The following is a 21,760-nucleotide window of genomic DNA, read 5'->3' as shown; positions in this document are numbered from 1 at the left end:
ATATCTTACAATTTAATGTTTCTAAAAAGCATCTTTTTATTCAGGTTTTACAATATTCTAAGTTACCCCTCATGAAAAAATATGTCTGAGTAAAACCTCAGCTTTCGTGGAAGACTGGAAAAAAAGGGGAGCATATGAAGATGATTAAATTTATGGCAAAGTTACTTTCACAAAAAATCCCCAAAAAGGGTGCCAGTTCAAATAAACAAACAGATCAAGATATAGATTTAAAAGACAAACGAATTCAAAAGAACTATGAAGCAAATCTTACAGTGTTAAAGCAAATCTATAATGTTCCGACAAATGTAGATGTTAAGTTTCGGGACATTCACTTAAAAGGAAGCAACAAGAAAGCTTGCCTTATTTTTATTGCCAGCATAACGGATACGAAAACCATTGAAATGCATGTTTTACATCCATTACTTACTCATTCATTTCAGGATACTAAAGTAGATGAAATTATATCGGCACAGAATATTCAATCCGTAAATACGATACGGGATATTTTAACAGACCTAAACAAAGGGAATGCTGTCCTTTTAATAGAAGGGGAAAACACTGGTTATACCGTTGAATGTTCTAATGTACAATCTCGGAGCGTTGATAAAGCGGAAGATGAAGTAATCTTAAAAGGCCCAAAAGAAGCCTTTAATGAAAAAGCAGTAACGAATATTTCCCTGATCCGGAAGAAAATCAAAAACGAGAGTCTGATGGTTGAATCTGCAATTGTTTCGAAACGATCAAATAATGAGGTTTTTCTCCTGTACGTAAAAGATCTGGCTAATGAACAATTGGTTAGTCGAGTAAAAAAAAGGTTGAAACATATCGATTCAGACGCTATTCAAAATCTTGGACTATTGGAACAGAACATTGAGGATCGAAAAAAGTCGTTATTTCCTACATTACTATATACGGAGAGACCTGATCGAGCTGCATCATTTTTAGAAGATGGATATATTGTTTTACTTATGGATAACTCTCCCGCTTCACTAATAATGCCAGCAACGTTTTGGTCCTTTTTTCACAACCCTGAAGAACATTATTTGCGTTTTCCATATGGAAACTTCACGAGATTATTAAGGATATTAGCCGTTTTCATTACCTTATTCACTTCGGCCACATACGTAGCCATTACTAATTTTCATTCAGAGATGGTTCCGGCCGACTTATTGTTAGCTATTGCCTCAACGAGAGAAAAAGTCCCTTTTCCGGTTCTGATTGAAATCCTCATAATGGAATTAGCTTTTGAACTAATAAGAGAGGCTGGATTACGTGTTCCAAGTCCCATAGGACCTACGATTGGAATAGTGGGTGCCCTCATTTTAGGTCAAGCAGCCGTTGAAGCGAATATTATCAGTCCCATCATTATTATCGTTGTAGCTTTAGGAGGGTTATCTTCTTTTGCTGTGAGTGATATTAGTTTAAATTATACAGTTCGGATTGCACGTTTCTTATTTATCATAGGGGCTGGTCTCTTAGGGATATTTGGAATGACTGCTGTATTTGTATTGGGTCTTATATATATGACATCGTTGGAATCATTTGGTGTCCCTTACCTCGCACCGATGACACCTAGATATACATCCTCAGACGATACAATCTTTAGAAGACTTTTACAAAATGAGCGTTACCGCCCTGGCTATGTACAACCAGATGATATTAAAAAGAGATAGGGTGAGGTTTTAGAAATGATGAAAGCGGAGGGTAAACTAGGAGTCAGAGAACTAATTGGAATTCTCGTATTATCTGTTGGGACTAGGGCTACTGATGATACCCCCGTACTCTATACGATTGGAGCAGATAATGCTGGTTGGATAGTTCCTTTAATGAGTGGTGTACTCTCCATCATTTCCTTTTTGTTTTTACTAAAGGTGTTCTCTGCTCATAAACATAAAGATTTAATAGATGTGTTAACCCACTTATTTGGAAAATGGGTGGGTATAATGGTCGCCGTATTGCTATTGTGTATCTTGATAGGTGGCTTTACCGCTGAAACAGCGATATATACCAACATCATTAGTACGATGTATTTTCCAAAGACGCCACTCCTTATTTTATATGCGTTAATCATGATTGTCAGTGTATACGGTGCCAGAACTGGCTTACAGCAAATAGGATCGGTTTCTTGGATGGTTCTGGCTTATGTCAAAATTACCATGGGTTTAGCATTGATTATCACTCTTTGGCAAGGTGTTCACTTTTATATGTTTCCACTTCTAGGTCCCGGTGTGATGGAAATTGCGAAGGAGTCCATTACAAAAACTTCGACCTATATCGATTTTCTTGTTATCGGTTTGTTGTTGCCCCATATCCGAAACTTCAAGGATTTTAAAAGAGGGACTTTAATTGCCTTGTTATTTGTAACTTTGGAAATTACTCTTGCCACACTAGCGTTCATTTTATTGTTTGACTATATTACCGTTTCAAACTTAAATTATCCGTTTCACGAAAGTATTAGGTACATTCGAATTGGTTTTCTCACTAATATTGAAACGTTCTTTTTCCCATTTTGGTTGATTGCATCATTTATAAAGTTTTCTTTTTACTTGTATATTGTTACATATCTATATGGAAGATTGTTCCGTATTCAATCTATCAAAAAGATACTTCCTATAATGGCTGTCGTCATTTTATTCTTGGGCATGTTCCCAGAGACACCCACGTTTACTATATTTAGTGTAAAAGAGAATTTAATGACAATTGTAAGTCCATTTTTTCTGCTCCTTCCTTTTTTAATGTGGACCATAGCCAAACTAAAAGGAGATTTTAGAAATGAAAAACAAAAGGAGAACCACTAAACTTGTTGTTATTCTCTTCTATTCAATTTTTTTAGTTGGATGCTTCGACAAGACAGAAGTGGAGCAAAAATCGTATGTCATAGGGATTGGATTGGATCATGCTGAAGAGGAAGGAAAAATTAAAGTTACCTATGTTATTGTTAATCCTGAAGTGGGCTATGAACGGTCGGGTGGGAGTAGCAATGAACCTCCTCAAGAAATCGTGAGCTTTGTTGCGAATGATTTTATCATGTCACGGAATATGGCAAACGTACTAATAGCAAGAGAGATCTCCTATGATTTACTCAAGGTATTTCTGGTGTCTGAAGAGTTTGCGAGAGATAAAGATTTCATTCGATGGATGTATTCAGCAACTAAGGATCGTGAAATACGAAGGGACACAAGCTTGATTGTTACAAAAGATTCCGCGTTTGATTACATTCAGTCACACAAGCCAACTGTCGAAACTCGTTTGCACAAATACTTTGAATTTATTCTAAATAGGGGGACCGAAACAGGATTGATTCCAGATGGAGACATTAATAAATATTTTAAAATCACCGAGGCCGATGCGGACCTTTTCTTAGCTGCCTATACTGCGATTCAAGATGACCAAAAAGATTCGAGTGAGAAAGAGAAGGATGACGAATATGTGGCAGGAGATATCGCCTTTGAAGGTGAATCAGGGAATACACATTTTATTGGCTCAGCCGTTTTTAAAGAAGGACAAATGATTGGGACTCTTACAGGTGAGGAAACGAGACTTTCTCATTTTGTAAATGAAACGACTCCAGAAATAGAGGCACTTACAACCTTTCCGGCCCCTGAAGATGAGAAATATAGAATAACTGCTCAAATAAAAAAAGAGAAACCCCTAGAGGTAGATATGGATTTAAAAAGTGGAAAACCAAAAATGGACGTAAAGATTCCTTTTAATATTGAAATATTGTCGGATCCAAGTATGACGAATTATGCAGATGACCAAGATAAAAGAGAAAAGCTAAGGGCGTTCATGAAGGAAAGAATCGAAAAAAAATACCAGGAACTGATAAGAAAAACACAAGAGGAATTCGGAACAGAGCCATTCGGTTGGTCCTTACAAGCTAGAAAGAAATTCCTTACTATTCCTGAATGGGAAAATTTTGATTGGATGAAGAGCTATCCAGATATGCAAATAAACATAGAAGCAGATATTCGCTTTGGCCCATTTGGAAGACAAGGCAGACTACCAAGTTTAAGTGAAACGAGAGATTAACATGAAATTAATGGTTTGGATTGTAATTATTGTTCTATTTATGCACTCCTCTAAGGTTACTTGGGGCTTTTGGAAAGAAAAAAATAAACTGGGGGCATTCGGTGCCGCAATCCTTACATTGGCCAGCGTCATTATTCCGTATATGTCATATTTAAGCCAATAAAAGAGGTCTCTTTAGGAGATCTCTTTTTTTTATTAAAATTTGTATGAAAATTCCATTAAATGGTTGACTTATTATTAAGTAAAGTATAGTTTACATTTAAGTAATCCAACGGTTACCAATCGATAGGGAGGATATTCCGTGAACGCAAGATTCCTAGAAACACAGAAAAACTTGTTTCAACTATTTGCTGAAAAGAAATACCAAGAAGCACTGCACTTAGTGCAACAAGCTGAGGATGATTTTCCATCCAGAATAGAGAAAACATATTTTTGGAAAGCATGTGTGTATGCTCGATTAAGGGAGTTCAATAAAGCTGTTGACTGTCTTAATGCTGGACTTGAAGAAGGGATATGGTGGAACCCACATACTCTGAAAAACGACCCTGATTTCAAAGAAATACTCAACATGGAAGAATTTCAGAGAATTCTAGATTTGTGTATAGAGCGGGTTGAAGAAAATAATAAGTCTACTATTCCCAAGTTGCAGAGTTATGGGAATCTTAACGCTGAGGTCGGTATTTTCTCCATTCATTGGAGAGGATCAAGTGTAGAAGACTATGCCTCGTATTGGTTAGATGAAGAGATGTTAAAAGAATACTATTTTGCATTCCCACAATCCTCCCAGGTACATTCTTACAATGCTTATTGTTGGGATAACTCAGAGGTGGCTACACATGAATTGTCCCAATGGATGAAAGATTTGAAAAAGAAAAATCCCAAAAGAACATGGATTGTAGCTGGTGCATCACAGGGTGGGAAAATTGCGATTGAGAGAAGCTTACTCGGATTGGATTATGGAAGTGACTTTATTGCTGCTATTCCAGCCATTTCAGAGGTTGATTCCTTTCGCCAGATAATCCGTTCACACAACGTTAGTGGGCTAAAAGGAGTAATCATTACAGGAGACCAAGATTACTTTTTTGATAAAACTAAAGAGTTATCCGAACTTTTAAATGAGAGTGGTGTCTCCTGTCGCTTGATTGTAAGGAAAGGGCTAGGTCACTTTTTCCCTGAAGATTTTACTAGGTTAGTAAAAGAATCTGTGGTGTTTATAAAGAAATGAGTGCGAAATGGAAAAAAGGAGTAGGCATTGTAGCTGTTGTGCTAATCGGAATCTGGTTATTTGGAGGTAAGGTGTACGAATGTGTAAGAGGGCCAATGGAAGGAAGTCATCGTGTTACGGTTGAGGAGGGAGACTTTCAGGTAACACTGTCCTCGGAGAAGGAGATATACACAGTAGGGGAAGACCTGCAGGTTTCAGGTTCAATTACGTATACTGGAGTGAAGCCATTCTCAAAAGTCTACCATAAGGGAATTATGTTTATTCATTTTATTAGAGGGATTGACCATGAATATGAAAAAGGGTTCTTTTATCGGGAACCATTAGTTTCTTCGTATTTATTTAGGGATGTATCTCATCGCGAAGATTTTGGATTTGCTCAACCTTACGTCCAACTTCCCCCAGGAAAATATTCAATTGAGGTTGTAACAGATTTTTGGATAAAAGATGACCCGAGAAGCGAAGTTGCCATACCCATACAAATTGAAATAGAAGTAGTAGAGTAAATTCAAAAAAAGCTCCAGGCAGACAACCCGAGCTTTTGGCTTCCACTACTAAAAATAGAGGACAAAGATGATAATCGCTAATACGATTCGATAAATGGCAAACGGTACAAGTTTGATACGGTTAATTAGTTTCAAGAAGAACTTAATAGAGACTAGGGCAAAGATAAAGGCACTAATAAATCCGACAATGAAAAACGGCAGAGCATCTAGTGTAAAGTACTCCCAGTTTTTTAACAGGGAAATGAAGCTTGCTCCAGCCATGATAGGAACAGCCATGATAAAAGTGAAGTCAGCTGCAGTACGGTGATTCATCCCGAGTAAAACCCCACCAGAAATAGTTGAGCCAGAACGAGAAAAGCCCGGCCAAAGAGCTAAGCATTGAAACAATCCGACCGCAAGCGCTTGTTTATAGCCGATTTGATCGACCGTTTCTATTTGAGGTTTCTTTGGAGCAAATTTATCCGCTATAATCATCAAAACGGCTCCAGTCACTAACCCAACCAAAACAGTCTCCGTTGAAAACAAGTATTCATCAATATAGTCCTCAAATAATACCCCAAGCACTCCTGCTGGAATCAAACCAACGATAACAGTCGTAAGCTTCAAACGACTTTGACCATGTTCCATCTTCACTTCCTTTTTGAACAAGCGATTCAATCCTAATAAATCAATAAAGCGATTTCTAAAAACAATAACGACGGCTAATATGGACCCGAGTTGAATGACGACCTTAAAGGTATTGGCCACATACTTTCCTAAAAATTCTTCAGACAGGAGCCACATATCATCCACAATGACCATGTGCCCTGTGGAGGATACAGGTGCAAATTCCGTTAATCCTTCGACCATCCCAAGAATGAGCGCTTTGAATAATGTAAGAAATTCCATTTGTATTTTCCCCTTAACCTAGTGTTAGAAACATCTATTAAACGTATAAAATACATCTAATCCTACAAGCAAGATTTCATGACTCATTTAGTATACTTGAAATTCGAAAGTTGCAACAGCAATATTCAAAGAAGGTTTTTTAACGGATTGAACCGAATGGATATAATAGAAAAATGATTAGGAGGTTGGTTTCAAATGTTAGAGAAAATTCATCACCTTGTATTGTTTTCTACAAACACTGAAATAGCAAAAGAATGGTTTGAAAGAGTTGGGTTTGCCTATTCGCATGGGTTTGAAGGGATGCATTGGTTTCAATTAGGGCAAACCGAGATAATGCTTCATCCAGCTGATGAAGCAAATCCCGGGGATACGGCTATCCATATTGCGGTTAAAGATGTACATACTTTATTTAACCATGTTGTAGCTCAAGATTTGGAGCCATATGAACATTCTAATCCTAATCAAATGCTGAGCGAGCCTGTAACACAGCCATGGGGAGATGTGGAGTTTGAATTGAAAACTCCTGACGGCCATAAAATTGCGTTTACACAAATTAAATAGGGGCCGTCCAAATAGTCTTATCTATATGATGAGTTTTCGGATATTCGAAAGTAGGATGAAAATAAGAATAACGGATCTGTGTCCGTCTATATAATCCTCATTCTAACCTTTTTTTAAATTACGCCGCAGCATAGAGAAGTGCTGTCGTTCTTGTTCTTGTATAGAAACAAGTTCGTTCAATAAATCATGTATAGATAGTAGCTCGTATTTTAAGACTTTCCTGTTGGAAAAGTGATGCTTAATGGATTTAAATGATTGTTCATGAATGACTGGATGTTCTACCCAAAGGTCTTCCAATAAACCTTCCATAATAGAATAGTGTCCATCATCTATTTCAAATTGAGGGTGATGGATGATATTTTTTATTGATTGAATAGCTGTAAGAATTTTGACTTCTTCATGTTCAGGAATAGTCTCATCTTTTGCTGGAAGATGTATTAAGTTTCCTAAATGATAAAGGATTTGTCTGAGCAATGTTAGCTTCTTGTACTCATAGTGAAAATAGCGTAAATCTTTCCGAATAGTTCTGTGTAATCGCCATTCTTCTTTTTGATACTGACAAAGTTTTTCGACTTGTTCAATCTCGGCCTGAATTTCTCGAAATACCATCTTTGTTTCTCGTTGTAAAGGGTGAAGCTTGATTACTTCAATTCCTCTTTTTTCGAGTAGGGTTCCAGTCTTAATATAAAGTTGGTGCACTTTCTTAGAGATTGTTTCAGAATAGTTGGGTGGTAATAGTAGTAAATTAACAAGCGACGATACTACAAGACCCGTTGTGGTTGTTCCTAGCCTAATGAAGAACGAAGATACAAATTCATCATGAATGGTAGAGATCATGGCCACTCCAGTAAGGACCGCTACCAGGGTTCCTGCATGAAGATGCAATTTGGTACAGGTGATAATAGTAGCCAGTGTAACGAGTGCATAGGTGATGGGAGTGTCTCCAAGAAAATAGCTAAATAACACGGCAAAGCCCGCTCCTAAAGCAGATGCAGGAAAGCGGATAAATGCTTTTTTTATTGAATCCGCTGCTGTCGGTTCAATGGTTACAATCGCCGTTATAACAGCAAACATCGCTGGCCAGTCTAAAAAATCACAGATTAAAGCGGTAATGAGAACGGCAACTCCCGTTTTCATAATTCGACCGCCTACAAATCGAAAACGCTTAAACACACCCAATGAAAAAACCTCATTTTCTACAAATTTGCATTTCTATTATAGACTATTTTTTTAGGAAAAATAAGGTATGACAAGTAAAGGGTGAAACCATGGATATTCAATATAAATCGCCACAAAAGATTTTGACCCCCACTGGAGGATTTTTAACAGGGTATAGTCATTCCTTGAATCCATATGTAGGCTGTGCCTTTGGTTGTTCTTATTGTTATGTTAGGCAAAGTCCTGTTGGATTATTTCGTAAACAAGAGTGGGGGACATGGGTGGATGTAAAGGAAAATGTAAAGGATAAACTTATAAGAGAACTCCAAAGTCTCAAGAAGAGAAACAAGAAAACCACCATATTTATGTCTTCAAGTACGGATCCCTATCAATCATTAGATTATAAAGAACAAATTACACGAGGACTTTTGGAAGCCATGGTGGAAAGTCCCCCGGATTTCCTGTTTGTTCAAACTCGAAGCCCGCTTGTTACAAGAGATACCGATTTGTTTCTACAATTAAAAGATCGGTTACGTATTAGTGTTACGGTGGAGACAGATCTTGATGAAGTCCGAAAGAGATTTTCTCCTGCTGCTCCTCCGATACAAGCGCGTTTTAATGCGTTGTGTAAATTAAAGGAGGCTGGTCTTCCTAGTCAAGTGGCTGTAACACCTGTTCTACCATTTTCTAATGAATTTCCATATAAGCTTAAAGAAGTAGTAAACCGAATTTGTATTGATGACTTTACGGGGGATGGAAGTCAAGGAAAGCGAACGGAAAGGCTACAAATTAAAGAGCTTTATGATGTGGATGAGTTGAATAAGTGGTATTCTCCTGATAGCAAGCAAAGAGTTCTCAATGAAATGAAAAAGACGTTTACCCCAGAAAATATTTATATCGGTGCGGAGGGGTTCATGCCTTATTAAAACGTGAGGTAAGCCTAACTTACCTCACATTCATTCATCATTGTTTTGACTTTTTGGATGCCTGAGGATTTCCACCTTTTCTAGAAGTCGGATTTTCCTCGTTTGCATGTTGCACCGCTTGTCTAAGCTTCTTTTTCATTTTCACACAACTCCTTTCCATTGAGATAGAGTTAGTTTACCCAAGTATGTTACATTGAATTTAGGAAGTTTAGGAGGGGTTGCATGCACACTAACCATGAAGATCAAATTTTAGTTGAACAAGCAAAACAAGGCGATGAGGAAGCCTTTACTCACCTGATTGAGAAACACCGTTCCAATGCGGTTAACTGGGCAAAGATGATTACAAAGGACCCTTATATTGCAGAAGACGTTGCTCAAGATGTGCTGCTCCGTTCCTATCTTCATTTACAAAACCTTCAACAGGCTGATCGTTTTTTACCGTGGCTTCGGAATATGGTAAAAAATAGAGCCATCGATTACATAAGAAAAAAGCATCTTGACCCCAACACCCATGAAACATACATTGAAAGTATCGACGAGTCACAGGACCCTGAAGCTGTATATGCTGCAAGAGATATACAAGATTCACTTTTGTCTCTAATGGAATATTTACCAGAAAGAAACAGACAAATATTTGAGGCTCATTTTTATAATCAACTTCCTCCAGAGGAAATTGCCAAAACCTTTCAAATGACGACTGCGAATGTGTACAATATCCTATCTCGAGCCAAAATGAAACTGAGAGATGAAAGATTTAAAAGAGAAATAGAACGTTTTTTGGATCGACGGAAGAAAAACGGGGAACTACAACAAGCTATATTGGATGATCTAGCATTTCATCCGTCTTATGTTTCACTAGGACACATAATCTATGAACTTATTAAAAGTAGAACGAATTTAAACCTACATTTAAGCGATGTAATGGGATACACCGGACAAGCGTTCCGGATTCAGGTATCAAAAGAAGTTGATGTAAGCAGTAGCTATGTGTATGACTGGGGCTGGGTTTTAAAGATTATTGCGGATACCTTTCAAACAAAGTATTCCTATATCGGAAAACCAAATGCCATTCCAACTCCGGATCTGCTTCTTCAATCTTTAGATCTTATTCAGCATTCTATTGAACTAGGCGAACCAACCATTGTTTGGAACCTAACGAATTATGAGTTTGGCTTGATTTATGGATTTGATAATAAAAAAAAGGTCCTTACATTTGCTGATTCAACACATACGAATCTGACTGTTCCATATGAAAAAATTGGAAGGACACCAGTACCCGAATTATTTGTTGGAACATTACATGTATCTTCATGTCAAAAACCACGCATAACAACATGCATTGAAAATATTGTGAATCATGCAAGAGGTAAAGAACCAAAGATTGACGGATTTACACAAGGATTAGCCGCCTATGATACTTGGATTGAGGCGATTGAAGGTGGTTATGCAAATTCAATTGGTCATGCTTATCAGATCGCTCTAATGACGGAGGATAGGGAGCATGCTGTCCATTTTTTAGGAAAAATAGCATCTATCCATAACGAACAACCTTGGATACAAATGGCTCTTAGTCATTACAAAAAAGTACACGATATTTTTCTTGCCTTATACCCTTCATTCCCGTACGGACTTCCAGGAATCAAAATGGACATAAAAAAGCGAACCATAACCTTACTTAGACAAGCAAAAGAGCACGAAGAAAAGGCTATTGAAAATCTCGAAAAATATTTATTAAGAAAATCGGTTGTTGAATGATAGATTATTAACACCTCAAACGTCTTGTTAGTGATCAGACATTTTAAGGAGGAATTTATTATGAGCACATCTGTAAAGAAAGATACCATTGTTCAAACAGTTGGGGGGGCTATTCTCCATGTGCAACATATTAAAGAGAGTGCTGTTTGGTATTCAAAACTACTAGATCTTCCGTTAGAAGATTTGGATGATGAAACTCCCTTTTATGGAGTGGACATGGATGAGGGACTGGGTTTACTGTTAGATGACCATCGTAATCTGAAGGGGCAACGTCATCCCATTTGTATGCTCCATACAAATGATATTCAAAAAGCTCTCTCTTTTATCAATGGAATGGGATGCAAAATTTCACTTGAACTACAAAACCCACATCCAGGGTTGGCTTACTTCAACTTTGAAGATACGGAAGGAAATATCCTAATGATGTGTGAGTCCAATTGGGAGCATCCTAATCCTAAAAGTCCTAAATCAGAATCACACCCGATCAAAAATCATATAAACACGTTAGTAATCCCCGTTCAAAACTTGAAGCGTGCTACCGAGTTTTACAGCAGATTACTAGAAAAGCCGATCAAACCAGATCGCCAAGATGGTGGCCCTATCTATTGGTTTGATGAGGGAATATTATTAGACGACAATCGGAACAATCAGGACCTTGAGTCCTTTCCAACCTATATGTTGAAAGCTTCAAACATTCATGAAGCATATCAATATGTAAAAAATGAGGGTATTGAGGTCGTAAGAGACATTCAATTCGATCATTATTTTATGATTAAAGATAAAGAAGGAAACACAGTAATGGTTTGTTTATAAATAGAAATGAACGAATAGTGTTACCCTATTCTACAAGGTAATAATGGATTGACTAAAAATAATTACTAATATATAGTTACTTACATAAAGTAAGTTATAAAATTAGAATAGGGTGACTAAACAAAATGAAATTTCATCAAAAACCGGTATCATACGTAAGTGATATACATTTATATGTTTCTGATTTAACTCGTTCCATTGCATTCTATGAATCAGTCATTGGGTTTAAGGTCATGAAAGAATCTGAACAGAGAGCAACATTGACTGCAGATGGAAAGACACCACTAGTAACGATTGAGCAACCAAATGAAGTTACGCCTAGGAACCAACATAATACAGGGTTATTCCATTTTGCACTGTTACTTCCGACTCGTGCAGATTTGGCCAAAGCCCTCATCCACTTAGTAAAAAGTCAATATCCTCTCCAAGGGGCTTCTGATCACCTAGTAAGTGAAGCACTCTATTTAGCTGACCCTGATGGAAACGGGATTGAGATCTATGCGGACAGACCAGATGAGACATGGAACTGGCATAATGGAGAAGTTGAAATGGCTACGATTGCGTTGGATGCACAGGGGTTAGTAGATGAAGATGATGGTACACCTTGGCAAGGCTTACCTCCTGCTACCGTGATGGGCCACATTCACCTTCAAGTTTCCGAGTTAGAAAACACCTACGAATTTTACTGTAAAGGTCTTGGCTTAGACCTGGTAACTAAATACGGAAATCAAGCATTGTTTATATCATCGGGGGCCTATCATCATCACATCGGCTTAAACACCTGGGTGAGTCAAGGAGGAGAAAAACCTGTTGAAACAAGCGTTGGTTTGAAGTGGTATACGCTTGTTTTACCAAGTGATGACGACCTTTCAAAAACAATAAGTCTGTTAAAAGAGGTTAATGCCCCTGTTAATGACAAGGATGGATATATCCAAACAGAAGATCCATCAGGTAATGTCATTCATTTGGTAGTGAAGTAAATTTCCAAGAAAAAACTTCATAATGTAAAAGTTAAGAGGCCTAATCAGAAAAATGATTGGGCTTTTTGATTATGAATGGGGAATGGGACAGAAAAGAAGAGGATCAATAGAAAGCCTTTTTGCGGAGAAGTAATTAACATAACATTATTATTGTAAATTAAGATAAACCGAAATAAATCTACAGACACAGGTAAAATATGGTACCATTATGTTATCAATGAACCCCAGTATTATTGTTGCCCTTTAGTCATACGGAAATTTATCTTTAGGAGACAAAAAATGATTAGCACAAATAAACTACAACAAATTAAATCCAAAGCAGAAGAGGTCAGATTCTCTGGTGCTTTGCTAGCTTATAAGGATGATATTTTACTACAGTATGCTTTCGGTTATTCGAACCGTTCGGAAAGTGTAAGTAACAACCTGAATACAAGATTTGGTATCGCTTCCGGCTGCAAGCTTTTTACCGCCATAGCCATAGGACAATTAGTAGATGAAGGAAAGATAAATTTTAATACTAGATTAAAAGATTGTTTAGATATAGCGTTTCCACTTTTTGATGAGGACATAACGCTTCATCACCTTTTAACACACACGTCTGGTATTCCAGATTATTTTGATGAAGCAACGATGGATGATTTTGCTGATCTTTGGAAAGCAACACCCATGTACTCGTTAACGACTTTACATTCATTTTTATCTTTGTTTCAAAACCGAGAGATGATGTTTAAACCAGGGGATAAGTTCCATTATAATAATGCAGCATTCATTATATTAGGCCTTGTTGTTGAGCAACAATCTGGTATGAACTTCACCCAATATATTGAAGAGAACATATTTAAACCATGTGGGATGGTCGATTCAGGTTATTTTTCATTAGATCAGTTACCTGGTAATACTGCGTTAGGCTATATCGATGATGAAGAAACAGGGAACTGGAAAACAAATATTTATTCCATCCCTATTAAAGGTGGAGCAGATGGTGGGGCGTTTATCACAGTAGCTGACATGGTCAAGCTTTGGGATCACTTAATGGATGCTAAGTTATTAAGTGAGGACAACACCCGAGCGCTTTTGACGCCCCATGTCCAAGAGGAAGATGAGGAGTATTACGGTTATGGCATCTGGATTACAAAAAGTGGGGAAGAAATATATAAGTACCATGTGATGGGATATGATCCAGGTGTATCGTTCCATTCAGGTTATTATCCCAAGTCAGGGATTAAGCTAGTGGTTACTAGTAATAAAGAAACGGGTGCTTATCCTATAACCGCTGAATTGGAAAGTTTATTAGTAGATTAGAAATGTCGTTCATATGCTGGTAGCTTTCAATTTAAGCTATCAGCATTTTTAAAAGGAGAAAAAGGAGATAACGAATGAATTATATTAAACAAATGCGCCAATACATTGGTAATGAAACATTGTTTACTGTAGGTTGTGAGATTATCTTAGAGCAAAATGGAAAAATTCTACTTCAACATCGTATGGATAGTGATAATTGGTGTATCCCTGGGGGAATCATGGAAATTGGTGAGTCTTTTGAGGAGACTGCAAAGCGGGAAGTATTTGAAGAGACAGGATTAACGGTTGGTAACTTGGAGTTATTCGGTTTATATTCTGGAGAAAAATGCTTTGCCATCTATCCAAATGGTGACCAAGCATTTAGTGTACAAGTCATTTTTTATAGTAAAGCGTTTAATGGTACCCTCAAGCAAGTAGATCAGGAAAGTCGTGAACACCGTTATTTTAGCAAAGACGAGCTTCCCGAAAATTTAAACCCAAGACAGAGACCATTTATTATAGATTGGAAAAATGAGGTAAAATTACCGGTAGTGGACTAACAAGCAGGGAGGAAGGGTGGTAATACAGGTATGGCTGGTTATTCTACTATTCGCGAATAAAAGTCAGCAATACATACTGACACCCAAACGCCATCAACCCCAAATCTAAGAAAGCAGGTGCCTACATGAATTTTTCAGAAAAGACCGTTATTGTTACAGGTTCAGCAAATGGAATTGGAAGAGGGATTGCTTTAGAGTATGCCAAAAACGGGGCAAAAGTCGTCCTCGCAGATGTAGACTCCATTCAAGGAGAACAGTTTTCCAGTGAGTTACGGTCTCAAAATTACGAAGCTACTTTCATCAAAACAGATGTTCGTCTAGAAGAGGAGATTGTTCACCTTATCAAATCCACACAGGATATGTATGGGGGCATACATATTTTAATCAATAATGCGGGGAAAGGTCTTTTTAAATCCCCATTTGATGTGACGGTTGAAGAGTGGGAGGATATCATACATACCAATCTACGGAGTGTCTTCTTATGTTCACGTGAAGCTGCAAAAGTCATGAGGGAGAATAATGAAGGTGGTAGCATTATCAACATTGCTTCTACGAGGGCTTTCATGTCTGAGCCTCACTCTGAAGGATATGCGGCTACAAAAGGTGGTATCATCGCACTTACACATGCACTGGCTGCTTCATTTGGGGATTACCGAATCACGGTTAATGCTATTTCGCCAGGCTGGATTGAGACTGGTGATTATCAAAAATTGCGGGACATTGATCATCAGCAGCATTTTTCCAAAAGAGTTGGAACACCGAGTGATATAGCTCGTGCGTGCTTATATTTAACTGAACCCACGAACAATTTTGTTACAGGTACTAATCTAATGGTTGATGGTGGGATGACAAGGAAAATGATGTACGAAGAATAATTCACAAAACTCTCGAAAACCTAGCGGACTTCACCTAACTTTTTACTTTATATTTTAATTAGAAAACGTTTCCAAATTAGGGAGGTCCTATCATGCATTCATCAATATATGTTGATTGGGGCGGTCACAATGTCCGACTTACTTGGTTGCCTCTACATGAAATAAAAGACCTGAAACAGGTCACAAGTGTTCATGGATATTGCTTTCATGAAGGTAAAATATTGCAAGTTCACATAAAAGGGAGAGGATTTAATAACCCTGGGGGACATGTGGATGAAGGGGAAACACCACAAGAAGCTTTTCTCCGTGAAGCCTATGAGGAAGGCTATGTAAAAGGAACAATTCAATACCTTGGTGCCATTGAAGTCAGTCATGAAGAAAATCCTAAATTTGATTCAAATGGGAAGTACCCACTAATCGGATATCAATTGTACTATCGAATGGACATTACAGAGTGTGAACCGTTTAAGCGAGAAAATGAATCAACCACACGTATTTGGGTAGAACCTGAAGAAATTCCTTATATTATGGATGATCACGCTATCGCATTTCATATTATAGAAGAAGCCTTACAATTAGGGCGTAAATCTAGCTGTAAAATAGGTTGAGAGAAGAAAGAGGAGAAACATGCTAAAAAGAAGAACGGGAAATCGGGCTGGATGGAAACGAGTGAAGCAGCAAATCTATAACCAGGATGTATTTGATACTAAGGAATTTCAGGGATATGCAACACTTATTGAGATGAAAGAAGTAACAGGGCCTTTGTTTGTGAATTACGGGGAACGTGAAGTTTGTATTGTCGATCATGGATTCATGTGGCTTCAACATTTTCCTAACAAGGGGCACTACGCGATGACAACCGTATTTGACCAAAAAGGAGAAATCGTTCAGTGGTATATAGATATAATTACTAAAACGGGCACAGACCAAAACGGGATACCCTGGTTTGAAGACCTGTACTTAGATGTGGTCGTATTACCCACAGGCGAGATTATTGAGCTTGATCAAGATGAACTTGAGGAAGCATACGCTCATGGTAGTTTAGAAGAGAATCTATATAAGCTAGCTTTAAACGAGAAAAGACAGTTACTCCAAAAAATACGTCTGAATGAGTTTGAGTGGTTAAATATTGTAAATCAGCACAAGGACCTTCTCTATAATAGAAATGCCACTAAAAAGGACCTGTAACTTATAAAATTGAGACTTTTTACATCTATAATTCTTACTTTTTGTTCCGATAAAACAGTAAGTGCTTTATTGTTTTGATAAACTGAACAAGAAGGAGATCGAGACATCTTGGATTTGCGTGAATTAATTCAAAAAATAAATAAATGTTCTGATGAGTTGGATTTAGTATCTGCGAGAGTCTATTTGGAAGAGAACTTAAATCTGTTAAAAGAGAGGCAATCTGCCTTAAATAGCAATGCGAGGGAATTACTTAAGTTCCTTTTAGATCGAGTGGATGCAGGAGTAAAACCATTGTCGAGACAAGAGATGGCAACCATTCATACGATCAATATACGTGCTAAAGATTTCGATCTGCGAGGAATTAAACTTTGTATAAAAAATCATACAGCCCTTCTTTTAAGAAAAGATGTACTAGATTATTTAAGTGCTGACGCGAAAATTATTTTAGAAGGCATGGGGGCTATTTCTAAAAAAGAAGAATAATTTGAAATACGACTCGCTTGAGTCGTATTTTATTTTGCATTTATTTTCATAAATCTCCAGTCAACTGGAAAATAATAAGAGAAGGAAATGCTGTTCAGACGATGTAGGAAGTCGTTACTAAACCTAGTGGTATACATAAGGAGAATTTCATGATTGGACTCACTTGTGCCATTATTCTCTTCAATTACATAGCATTTAAAACGAACACTCGCCTGAACCGAAATGAAATAGCTCATATTTGGACTTTTACCATTGCGTTTCAGGTTTCCTTCGATAAATTTATTGACGTAAAATATAAAGCCTACTGGTACTTTGACCAGACCATACAATGGCAAGATGCGTTAGCTCATTCTGTCCTTCTTCCCCCTGTTAATATGATGTTTATCAATTGGTACCCCTTTAAAAAGCCAATCAGGAAACAGGTCCTTTATATTACCATTTGGGTAGTGATTATTCTGATTTATGAACTTATTACATTGCTACCAGAACCTTGGGGTTACTTTCAGTATGGATGGTGGGACATCAAGCATTCTGCAATAGCAGACCCCATTCTTTTATTGATTTTACTATCCTACTACAAGTTCTTTATTCGTCGGACTATAGAAAGAATATAAAAACTCCAACTGAATATAAAAAATGACAAGGCGATTCCTATACAAAGGGATCGCTTTTCCTATAAACTTAAAGAACACGAATACCTAACAAAAGGAGTCATTGTCATTGGAACATAAAATATATTACGAAAATCCGTACTTAAAAGCATTTGAAGCGAATGTATTAAAACAAGAGCAGGATGACACCGGCCGAGAATATGTAGTATTAGACCAAACCGCTTTCTATCCAACAGGTGGAGGACAACCTCATGACACAGGAACCTTAAATGGAATACAGGTGATAGATGTAGAAGAAATTGAAGGAGAGATTCGCCATTTTCTAGAAGCTCCTATTTCTAAAGAAACAGTGGTAGGAGAGATTGATTGGCAAAGAAGGTTCGACCATATGCAGCAACATGCTGGACAGCATATATTATCAGCTGCATTTGAAGAGTTGTTCGACATACATACCGTTAGCTTTCACCTTGGGTCTGAAACCTTAACCATAGATTTAGATACACATGAACTTACAGAGGATGTTGCCCTACAGGCTGAAACCTTAGCAAACCAAATTATCCTTGAAAATAGACCTATCGAAACAAAATGGGTTACAAAGGAAGGAGCCAAAAGCTATCCACTTAGAAAAGAGCTTTCGGTCGATGACAATATCCGGTTAGTGATCATACCGAACTTCGATTACAACGGATGTGGAGGAACGCACCCTGACTCTACAGGACAAGTAATGGGCATCAAAATTGTTGGGTGGGAAGTACAACGAAAGAAAATACGCCTTCGCTTTGTGTGTGGGAATCGCATCCTAAAGCAATTGGCTATAAAACAAAAAATCACATCAGAACTTGGGCAGCTATTGAATGCACCAGAAGAGGACTTAACTCAAGCTACTATCCGATTGCTTGATAAAAATAAGGATATAGAGAAACGGTTGGAAGAAACAAAGGAACTGTTGATTCAATTTGAAGCCAACCAATTGATTAACCAGAGTCAAAGCTTTCAACAGTACTCACTCATTGCAAAAGCATACGAAAATCGAACATTGAAAGAGCTTCAAACCTTGGCAAGAACGATTGTTTCTGAAAAAGACCAGTGCATCGTCCATCTTGTTTCCAAAAATGACCATCAAATTCAATTCGTAAGCGCTACTGACGAAACGGCCCAAATTGACTTAAAAAAATGGATGGGAGAATTCTTACCTATCATCAGTGGAAAGGGCGGAGGGAAGCCGACTTTCGTCCAAGGTGGTGGAGAAGGAGTCATAAGCTCAAATCAATTCCTGCAAGAAATAATCGACACCATGAAACGTGAGGTCCTGTAATCTGGATGACCTCCATTGCATACAATAAAAAAAATTTATGGCCCCCATATCTTTTTAGGGACTCTCAAACGTTTAATAGGTGAGAGGTGCAAAAGGAGTTGAAAAGTATGAATGAAAACAGCTTCTCTGTTAAAGCGAATGTTCAAGAACAGGAAGTCCATAAAATGAATGAGCTGTATCGTAAACTTCAACAATACTGTCTATTCTTAACCCAAAATAAATGGGATGGGGAAGATCTAGCTCAAGAAGTTTTCTCAAAAGTATGGTGTCGTTTTACAAATTTAGATGACATAAAACCTTCCTTATTAAATAAAATCGCGTACAACCAATGGATAGACATCACCCGGAAAAAGAAAAGAGAAGTTCTTAACAGTGATGGAATGGATGAATTACTAGGACCAGATTCATCCAATCAAGTACCAGAATTAGTGGAGTTTCTTTTGAATCAGCTTACACCTAAACAGGCAGTCGTTCTTTTATTAAAAGAAGCTTTTCAATATCAGTCAAAAGAGGTAGCAGAAATTCTTAAAACCACCGAGGAATCTGTTAAAGCGACCCTTTTCCGTATACGAAAAAGGCTTCAGAAAGACGGATCACCTACAGTCGTTCCATACTGGTCAGACAGTGACCAGGAAGAGCTGTATAATCTTTTTGTAACAGCTTTGGTAAGTGATGACCCATCGATACTAATAAAGGATATTCCATTTATTCGGTCATTAACAAGTGAGTCTACATCACCTAAACGTATGATCAAACCTCTTTATTCTACATCTAAGTACTCTCCTTCTTGCACACTCTCAATGGCAGCTTAATAGCTTTGAGGAGGAGTAAACATGAGTACAATACCATACGTAATTGAACAGTCAGGACGTGGGGAGCGCTCCTACGATATATATTCTCGACTGCTTAAAGATCGGATTATTATGGTCGGAGATGAAATCAATGACCATGTTGCTAACAGCGTTGTTGCCCAATTATTATTTTTAGCAGCAGATAATCCCGAAAAAGATATTTCGCTTTATATCAATAGTCCAGGCGGTTCCACAACTGCAGGATTTGCTATTTTTGATACGATGCAATATATCCAACCAGATGTGAAGACTATATGTACAGGAATGGCCGCTTCCTTTGGAGCCATGTTGTTACTAGCTGGAACCAAAGGCAAGAGGTATGCCCTCCCTAATAGTGAAATTATGATTCACCAACCTTTAGGTGGTGCAAGAGGGCAGGCGACTGAAATTGAAATTTCCGCCAAACGGATCTTAAAGTTACGAGAGCATATCAATGGAATTATTGCTGAACGTACTGGTCAACCGATTGAAAAGGTAGCAAAAGACACAGACCGTGATTACTTCATGAGCGCTGAAGAAGCCTTGGAGTATGGGATTATTGATGAGATTATTACAACAAAAAAATAAATTCTTTCACTTTTGTAATCCAGGTAGCTTTCTTTAGAGGGGAGCTACCTTTTTCATATTTTACAGTAAACCGAACATACTAAACGTATGTTCGGGAGGTGTGAAAATGGATCAAAAGAACTTTGAACAAATTTATGAAGAGTATAAGCAACTAGGAGAACAACAAGCCTCGAATGAAATGGCTGCCCCTCAGCCAAACAAAGAACAGATTGTTGCAGTCAGAAAAAATGAGGATGGAGACTTGATTGCTTTTAAAACGGATCAAGGTAGAGAGTTAGATTATATCACTGCTTTAGAGGAGGCCAAAGCTGGCCAATTAGCACATGTGGATGTATTTCATAAGTATGGCAGGGATATTCTACGTAGTGAACCAGATGGAATAAAAGAGAATAATTTAGATCGGTTACCCGAGTTTTAATAAAACGCCAGCATTTCTCATACGAATATTTCCGAGCTCGTCCCAATAGAATGAAGTATCAAGAATATAGGGGGACGAGCTACTTGAGTAAGGAAAATGAAAAAACAATTACGAAGGAAATGCTGTCGGAATATTATCGGCTTCACTTGAGCAAAAAGGAAATTGAGGCTCAAATGAATACGTTAAAGAAACTGTTCCATGAGTATTTTGATGAAAAAATAGGCGTTAATGAAAAAGGAGAAATTACAATCTTAGGCTATAAACTCCAGCGCCAAATTCGTAGCGTCGAACAGTTTGATGAAACAACCACGGTTGAACGATTAGAGAAGTTAAATATGGAAGACTTAATCCAAACCGTTAAGCGGCCGGATGAAGAAAAGATATACTCTGCCATTAGTTTAGGCTTCTTAAAACGAGAGGATTTAGAAGATTGTATTTTGAGTAAACACTCGGGAGCCATTTCTGTCAAAGCGGTAGGGGGGAAGTAGAAAATAAGTCTTTAATATAGCCCGCAGCCCGCCTACACTTCGCTTTCCGCGGGCTCCCCGTGAGCCTCCTCGCTTCGCNGTATTTTGAGTAAACACTCGGGAGCCATTTCTGTCAAAGCGGTAGGGGGGAAGTAGAAAATAAGTCTTTAATATAGCCCGCAGCCCGCCTACACTTCGCTTTCCGCGGGTTCCCCGTGAGCCTCCTCACTTCGTTGCGGGGTCTCACTCTGGTCACTGGTCCCGCAGGAGTCTACGTGTATTCGGGCTGCTCAGCGTTAAAAT

Annotated in this window: 25 protein-coding genes; 23 read left to right on the top strand and 2 right to left on the bottom strand. The window is 37.9% G+C overall.

Annotated features, from left to right (window positions below; translation table 11 throughout):
• Window positions 1-134 precede the first annotated feature (134 nt).
• From ABDZ91_RS01275 to ABDZ91_RS01250, 6 genes are all read left to right on the top strand, one after another.
• Window positions 135-1,673, top strand: a complete 1,539-nt coding sequence (locus ABDZ91_RS01275) for a spore germination protein (RefSeq protein ID WP_343795615.1) — start codon at window positions 135-137, stop codon at window positions 1,671-1,673.
• 15 nt (window positions 1,674-1,688) lie between these two features.
• Window positions 1,689-2,798 (top strand): GerAB/ArcD/ProY family transporter, encoded by a 1,110-nt coding sequence (locus tag ABDZ91_RS01270; RefSeq protein ID WP_343795613.1) that lies wholly within the window; start codon window positions 1,689-1,691, stop codon window positions 2,796-2,798.
• The gene (locus ABDZ91_RS01265; protein ID WP_343795611.1) at window positions 2,773-4,032 is read left to right on the top strand and encodes a Ger(x)C family spore germination protein; all 1,260 of its coding nucleotides are present in this window, start codon (window positions 2,773-2,775) and stop codon (window positions 4,030-4,032) included. Before ABDZ91_RS01270 ends, ABDZ91_RS01265 begins: the two co-directional genes overlap by 26 nt.
• A 1-nt stretch (window position 4,033) precedes the next feature.
• Window positions 4,034-4,195, top strand: a complete 162-nt coding sequence (locus tag ABDZ91_RS01260) for a hypothetical protein (RefSeq protein ID WP_343795609.1) — start codon at window positions 4,034-4,036, stop codon at window positions 4,193-4,195.
• A 138-nt stretch (window positions 4,196-4,333) separates the two neighbouring features.
• Complete coding sequence (locus ABDZ91_RS01255) at window positions 4,334-5,257, top strand: TPR end-of-group domain-containing protein (protein WP_343795608.1); 924 nt, start codon at window positions 4,334-4,336, stop codon at window positions 5,255-5,257.
• Complete coding sequence (locus ABDZ91_RS01250) at window positions 5,254-5,760, top strand: hypothetical protein (protein WP_343795606.1); 507 nt, start codon at window positions 5,254-5,256, stop codon at window positions 5,758-5,760. The genes ABDZ91_RS01255 and ABDZ91_RS01250 overlap by 4 nt, the downstream gene beginning before the upstream one ends.
• Before the next feature lie 48 nt (window positions 5,761-5,808).
• Here the strand turns inward: ABDZ91_RS01250 and ABDZ91_RS01245 are convergent, their stop codons facing one another.
• A complete protein-coding gene (locus ABDZ91_RS01245; protein WP_343795604.1) occupies window positions 5,809-6,648 on the bottom strand; it encodes an undecaprenyl-diphosphate phosphatase in 840 nt (279 codons plus the stop codon).
• Between the two features lie 195 nt (window positions 6,649-6,843).
• On the opposite strand from ABDZ91_RS01245, the gene ABDZ91_RS01240 reads away from it, so the two are divergent.
• Window positions 6,844-7,209, top strand: coding sequence for a VOC family protein (locus tag ABDZ91_RS01240; RefSeq protein ID WP_343795603.1), 366 nt, complete (start codon window positions 6,844-6,846; stop codon window positions 7,207-7,209).
• Between the two features lie 102 nt (window positions 7,210-7,311).
• Here ABDZ91_RS01240 and ABDZ91_RS01235 read toward each other — a convergent pair whose 3' ends face one another.
• Window positions 7,312-8,346, bottom strand: coding sequence for an aromatic acid exporter family protein (locus tag ABDZ91_RS01235; protein WP_425541772.1), 1,035 nt, complete (start codon window positions 8,344-8,346; stop codon window positions 7,312-7,314).
• A gap of 131 nt (window positions 8,347-8,477) precedes the next feature.
• Between ABDZ91_RS01235 and ABDZ91_RS01230 the strand changes: the two genes are divergently transcribed.
• The 16 genes from ABDZ91_RS01230 (at window position 8,478) to ABDZ91_RS01155 (ending at window position 21,478) form a co-directional block, all read left to right on the top strand.
• Window positions 8,478-9,293, top strand: a complete 816-nt coding sequence (locus tag ABDZ91_RS01230) for an SPL family radical SAM protein (RefSeq protein WP_343795601.1) — start codon at window positions 8,478-8,480, stop codon at window positions 9,291-9,293.
• Between the two features lie 222 nt (window positions 9,294-9,515).
• Complete coding sequence (locus ABDZ91_RS01225) at window positions 9,516-11,048, top strand: RNA polymerase sigma factor (RefSeq protein WP_343795599.1); 1,533 nt, start codon at window positions 9,516-9,518, stop codon at window positions 11,046-11,048.
• Between the two features lie 60 nt (window positions 11,049-11,108).
• Window positions 11,109-11,861, top strand: coding sequence for a VOC family protein (locus ABDZ91_RS01220; RefSeq protein ID WP_343795597.1), 753 nt, complete (start codon window positions 11,109-11,111; stop codon window positions 11,859-11,861).
• Window positions 11,862-11,986: 125 nt separating this feature from the next.
• Entirely contained in the window at window positions 11,987-12,841 is an 855-nt protein-coding gene (locus ABDZ91_RS01215) for a VOC family protein (RefSeq protein ID WP_343795595.1), read from the top strand.
• A 279-nt stretch (window positions 12,842-13,120) separates the two neighbouring features.
• Complete coding sequence (locus ABDZ91_RS01210) at window positions 13,121-14,143, top strand: serine hydrolase domain-containing protein (protein ID WP_343795593.1); 1,023 nt, start codon at window positions 13,121-13,123, stop codon at window positions 14,141-14,143.
• Window positions 14,144-14,217: 74 nt separating this feature from the next.
• Window positions 14,218-14,682, top strand: coding sequence for an NUDIX hydrolase (locus ABDZ91_RS01205; RefSeq protein WP_343795592.1), 465 nt, complete (start codon window positions 14,218-14,220; stop codon window positions 14,680-14,682).
• A 125-nt stretch (window positions 14,683-14,807) separates the two neighbouring features.
• Window positions 14,808-15,557, top strand: coding sequence for an SDR family oxidoreductase (locus ABDZ91_RS01200; RefSeq protein ID WP_343795591.1), 750 nt, complete (start codon window positions 14,808-14,810; stop codon window positions 15,555-15,557).
• A gap of 92 nt (window positions 15,558-15,649) precedes the next feature.
• Window positions 15,650-16,165, top strand: a complete 516-nt coding sequence (locus tag ABDZ91_RS01195) for an NUDIX hydrolase (protein ID WP_343795590.1) — start codon at window positions 15,650-15,652, stop codon at window positions 16,163-16,165.
• A gap of 19 nt (window positions 16,166-16,184) precedes the next feature.
• The gene (locus ABDZ91_RS01190; RefSeq protein WP_343795587.1) at window positions 16,185-16,745 is read left to right on the top strand and encodes a ribonuclease FAU-1 family protein; all 561 of its coding nucleotides are present in this window, start codon (window positions 16,185-16,187) and stop codon (window positions 16,743-16,745) included.
• Window positions 16,746-16,853: 108 nt separating this feature from the next.
• Complete coding sequence (locus ABDZ91_RS01185; protein ID WP_343795585.1) at window positions 16,854-17,228, top strand: hypothetical protein; 375 nt, start codon at window positions 16,854-16,856, stop codon at window positions 17,226-17,228.
• A gap of 149 nt (window positions 17,229-17,377) precedes the next feature.
• A complete protein-coding gene (locus ABDZ91_RS01180) occupies window positions 17,378-17,842 on the top strand; it encodes a hypothetical protein (RefSeq protein WP_343795583.1) in 465 nt (154 codons plus the stop codon).
• 106 nt (window positions 17,843-17,948) lie between these two features.
• The gene (locus tag ABDZ91_RS01175; RefSeq protein ID WP_343795581.1) at window positions 17,949-19,154 is read left to right on the top strand and encodes an alanyl-tRNA editing protein; all 1,206 of its coding nucleotides are present in this window, start codon (window positions 17,949-17,951) and stop codon (window positions 19,152-19,154) included.
• A 107-nt stretch (window positions 19,155-19,261) separates the two neighbouring features.
• The gene (locus ABDZ91_RS01170; RefSeq protein ID WP_343795579.1) at window positions 19,262-19,966 is read left to right on the top strand and encodes a sigma factor-like helix-turn-helix DNA-binding protein; all 705 of its coding nucleotides are present in this window, start codon (window positions 19,262-19,264) and stop codon (window positions 19,964-19,966) included.
• Between the two features lie 21 nt (window positions 19,967-19,987).
• Window positions 19,988-20,572 (top strand): ATP-dependent Clp endopeptidase proteolytic subunit ClpP, encoded by a 585-nt coding sequence (gene clpP, locus ABDZ91_RS01165; RefSeq protein WP_343795577.1) that lies wholly within the window; start codon window positions 19,988-19,990, stop codon window positions 20,570-20,572.
• Window positions 20,573-20,678: 106 nt separating this feature from the next.
• Entirely contained in the window at window positions 20,679-20,990 is a 312-nt protein-coding gene (locus tag ABDZ91_RS01160) for a DUF3892 domain-containing protein (RefSeq protein ID WP_343795575.1), read from the top strand.
• Between the two features lie 83 nt (window positions 20,991-21,073).
• Window positions 21,074-21,478 (top strand): hypothetical protein, encoded by a 405-nt coding sequence (locus ABDZ91_RS01155; protein WP_343795573.1) that lies wholly within the window; start codon window positions 21,074-21,076, stop codon window positions 21,476-21,478.
• Window positions 21,479-21,760: the final 282 nt, after the last annotated feature.

The sequence above is a fragment of the Bacillus carboniphilus genome (assembly GCF_039522365.1).
In the GTDB taxonomy this organism is placed as follows: domain Bacteria; phylum Bacillota; class Bacilli; order Bacillales; family JC228; genus Bacillus_BF; species Bacillus_BF carboniphilus.
This window is presented reverse-complemented; position numbering and strand designations above follow the sequence as displayed.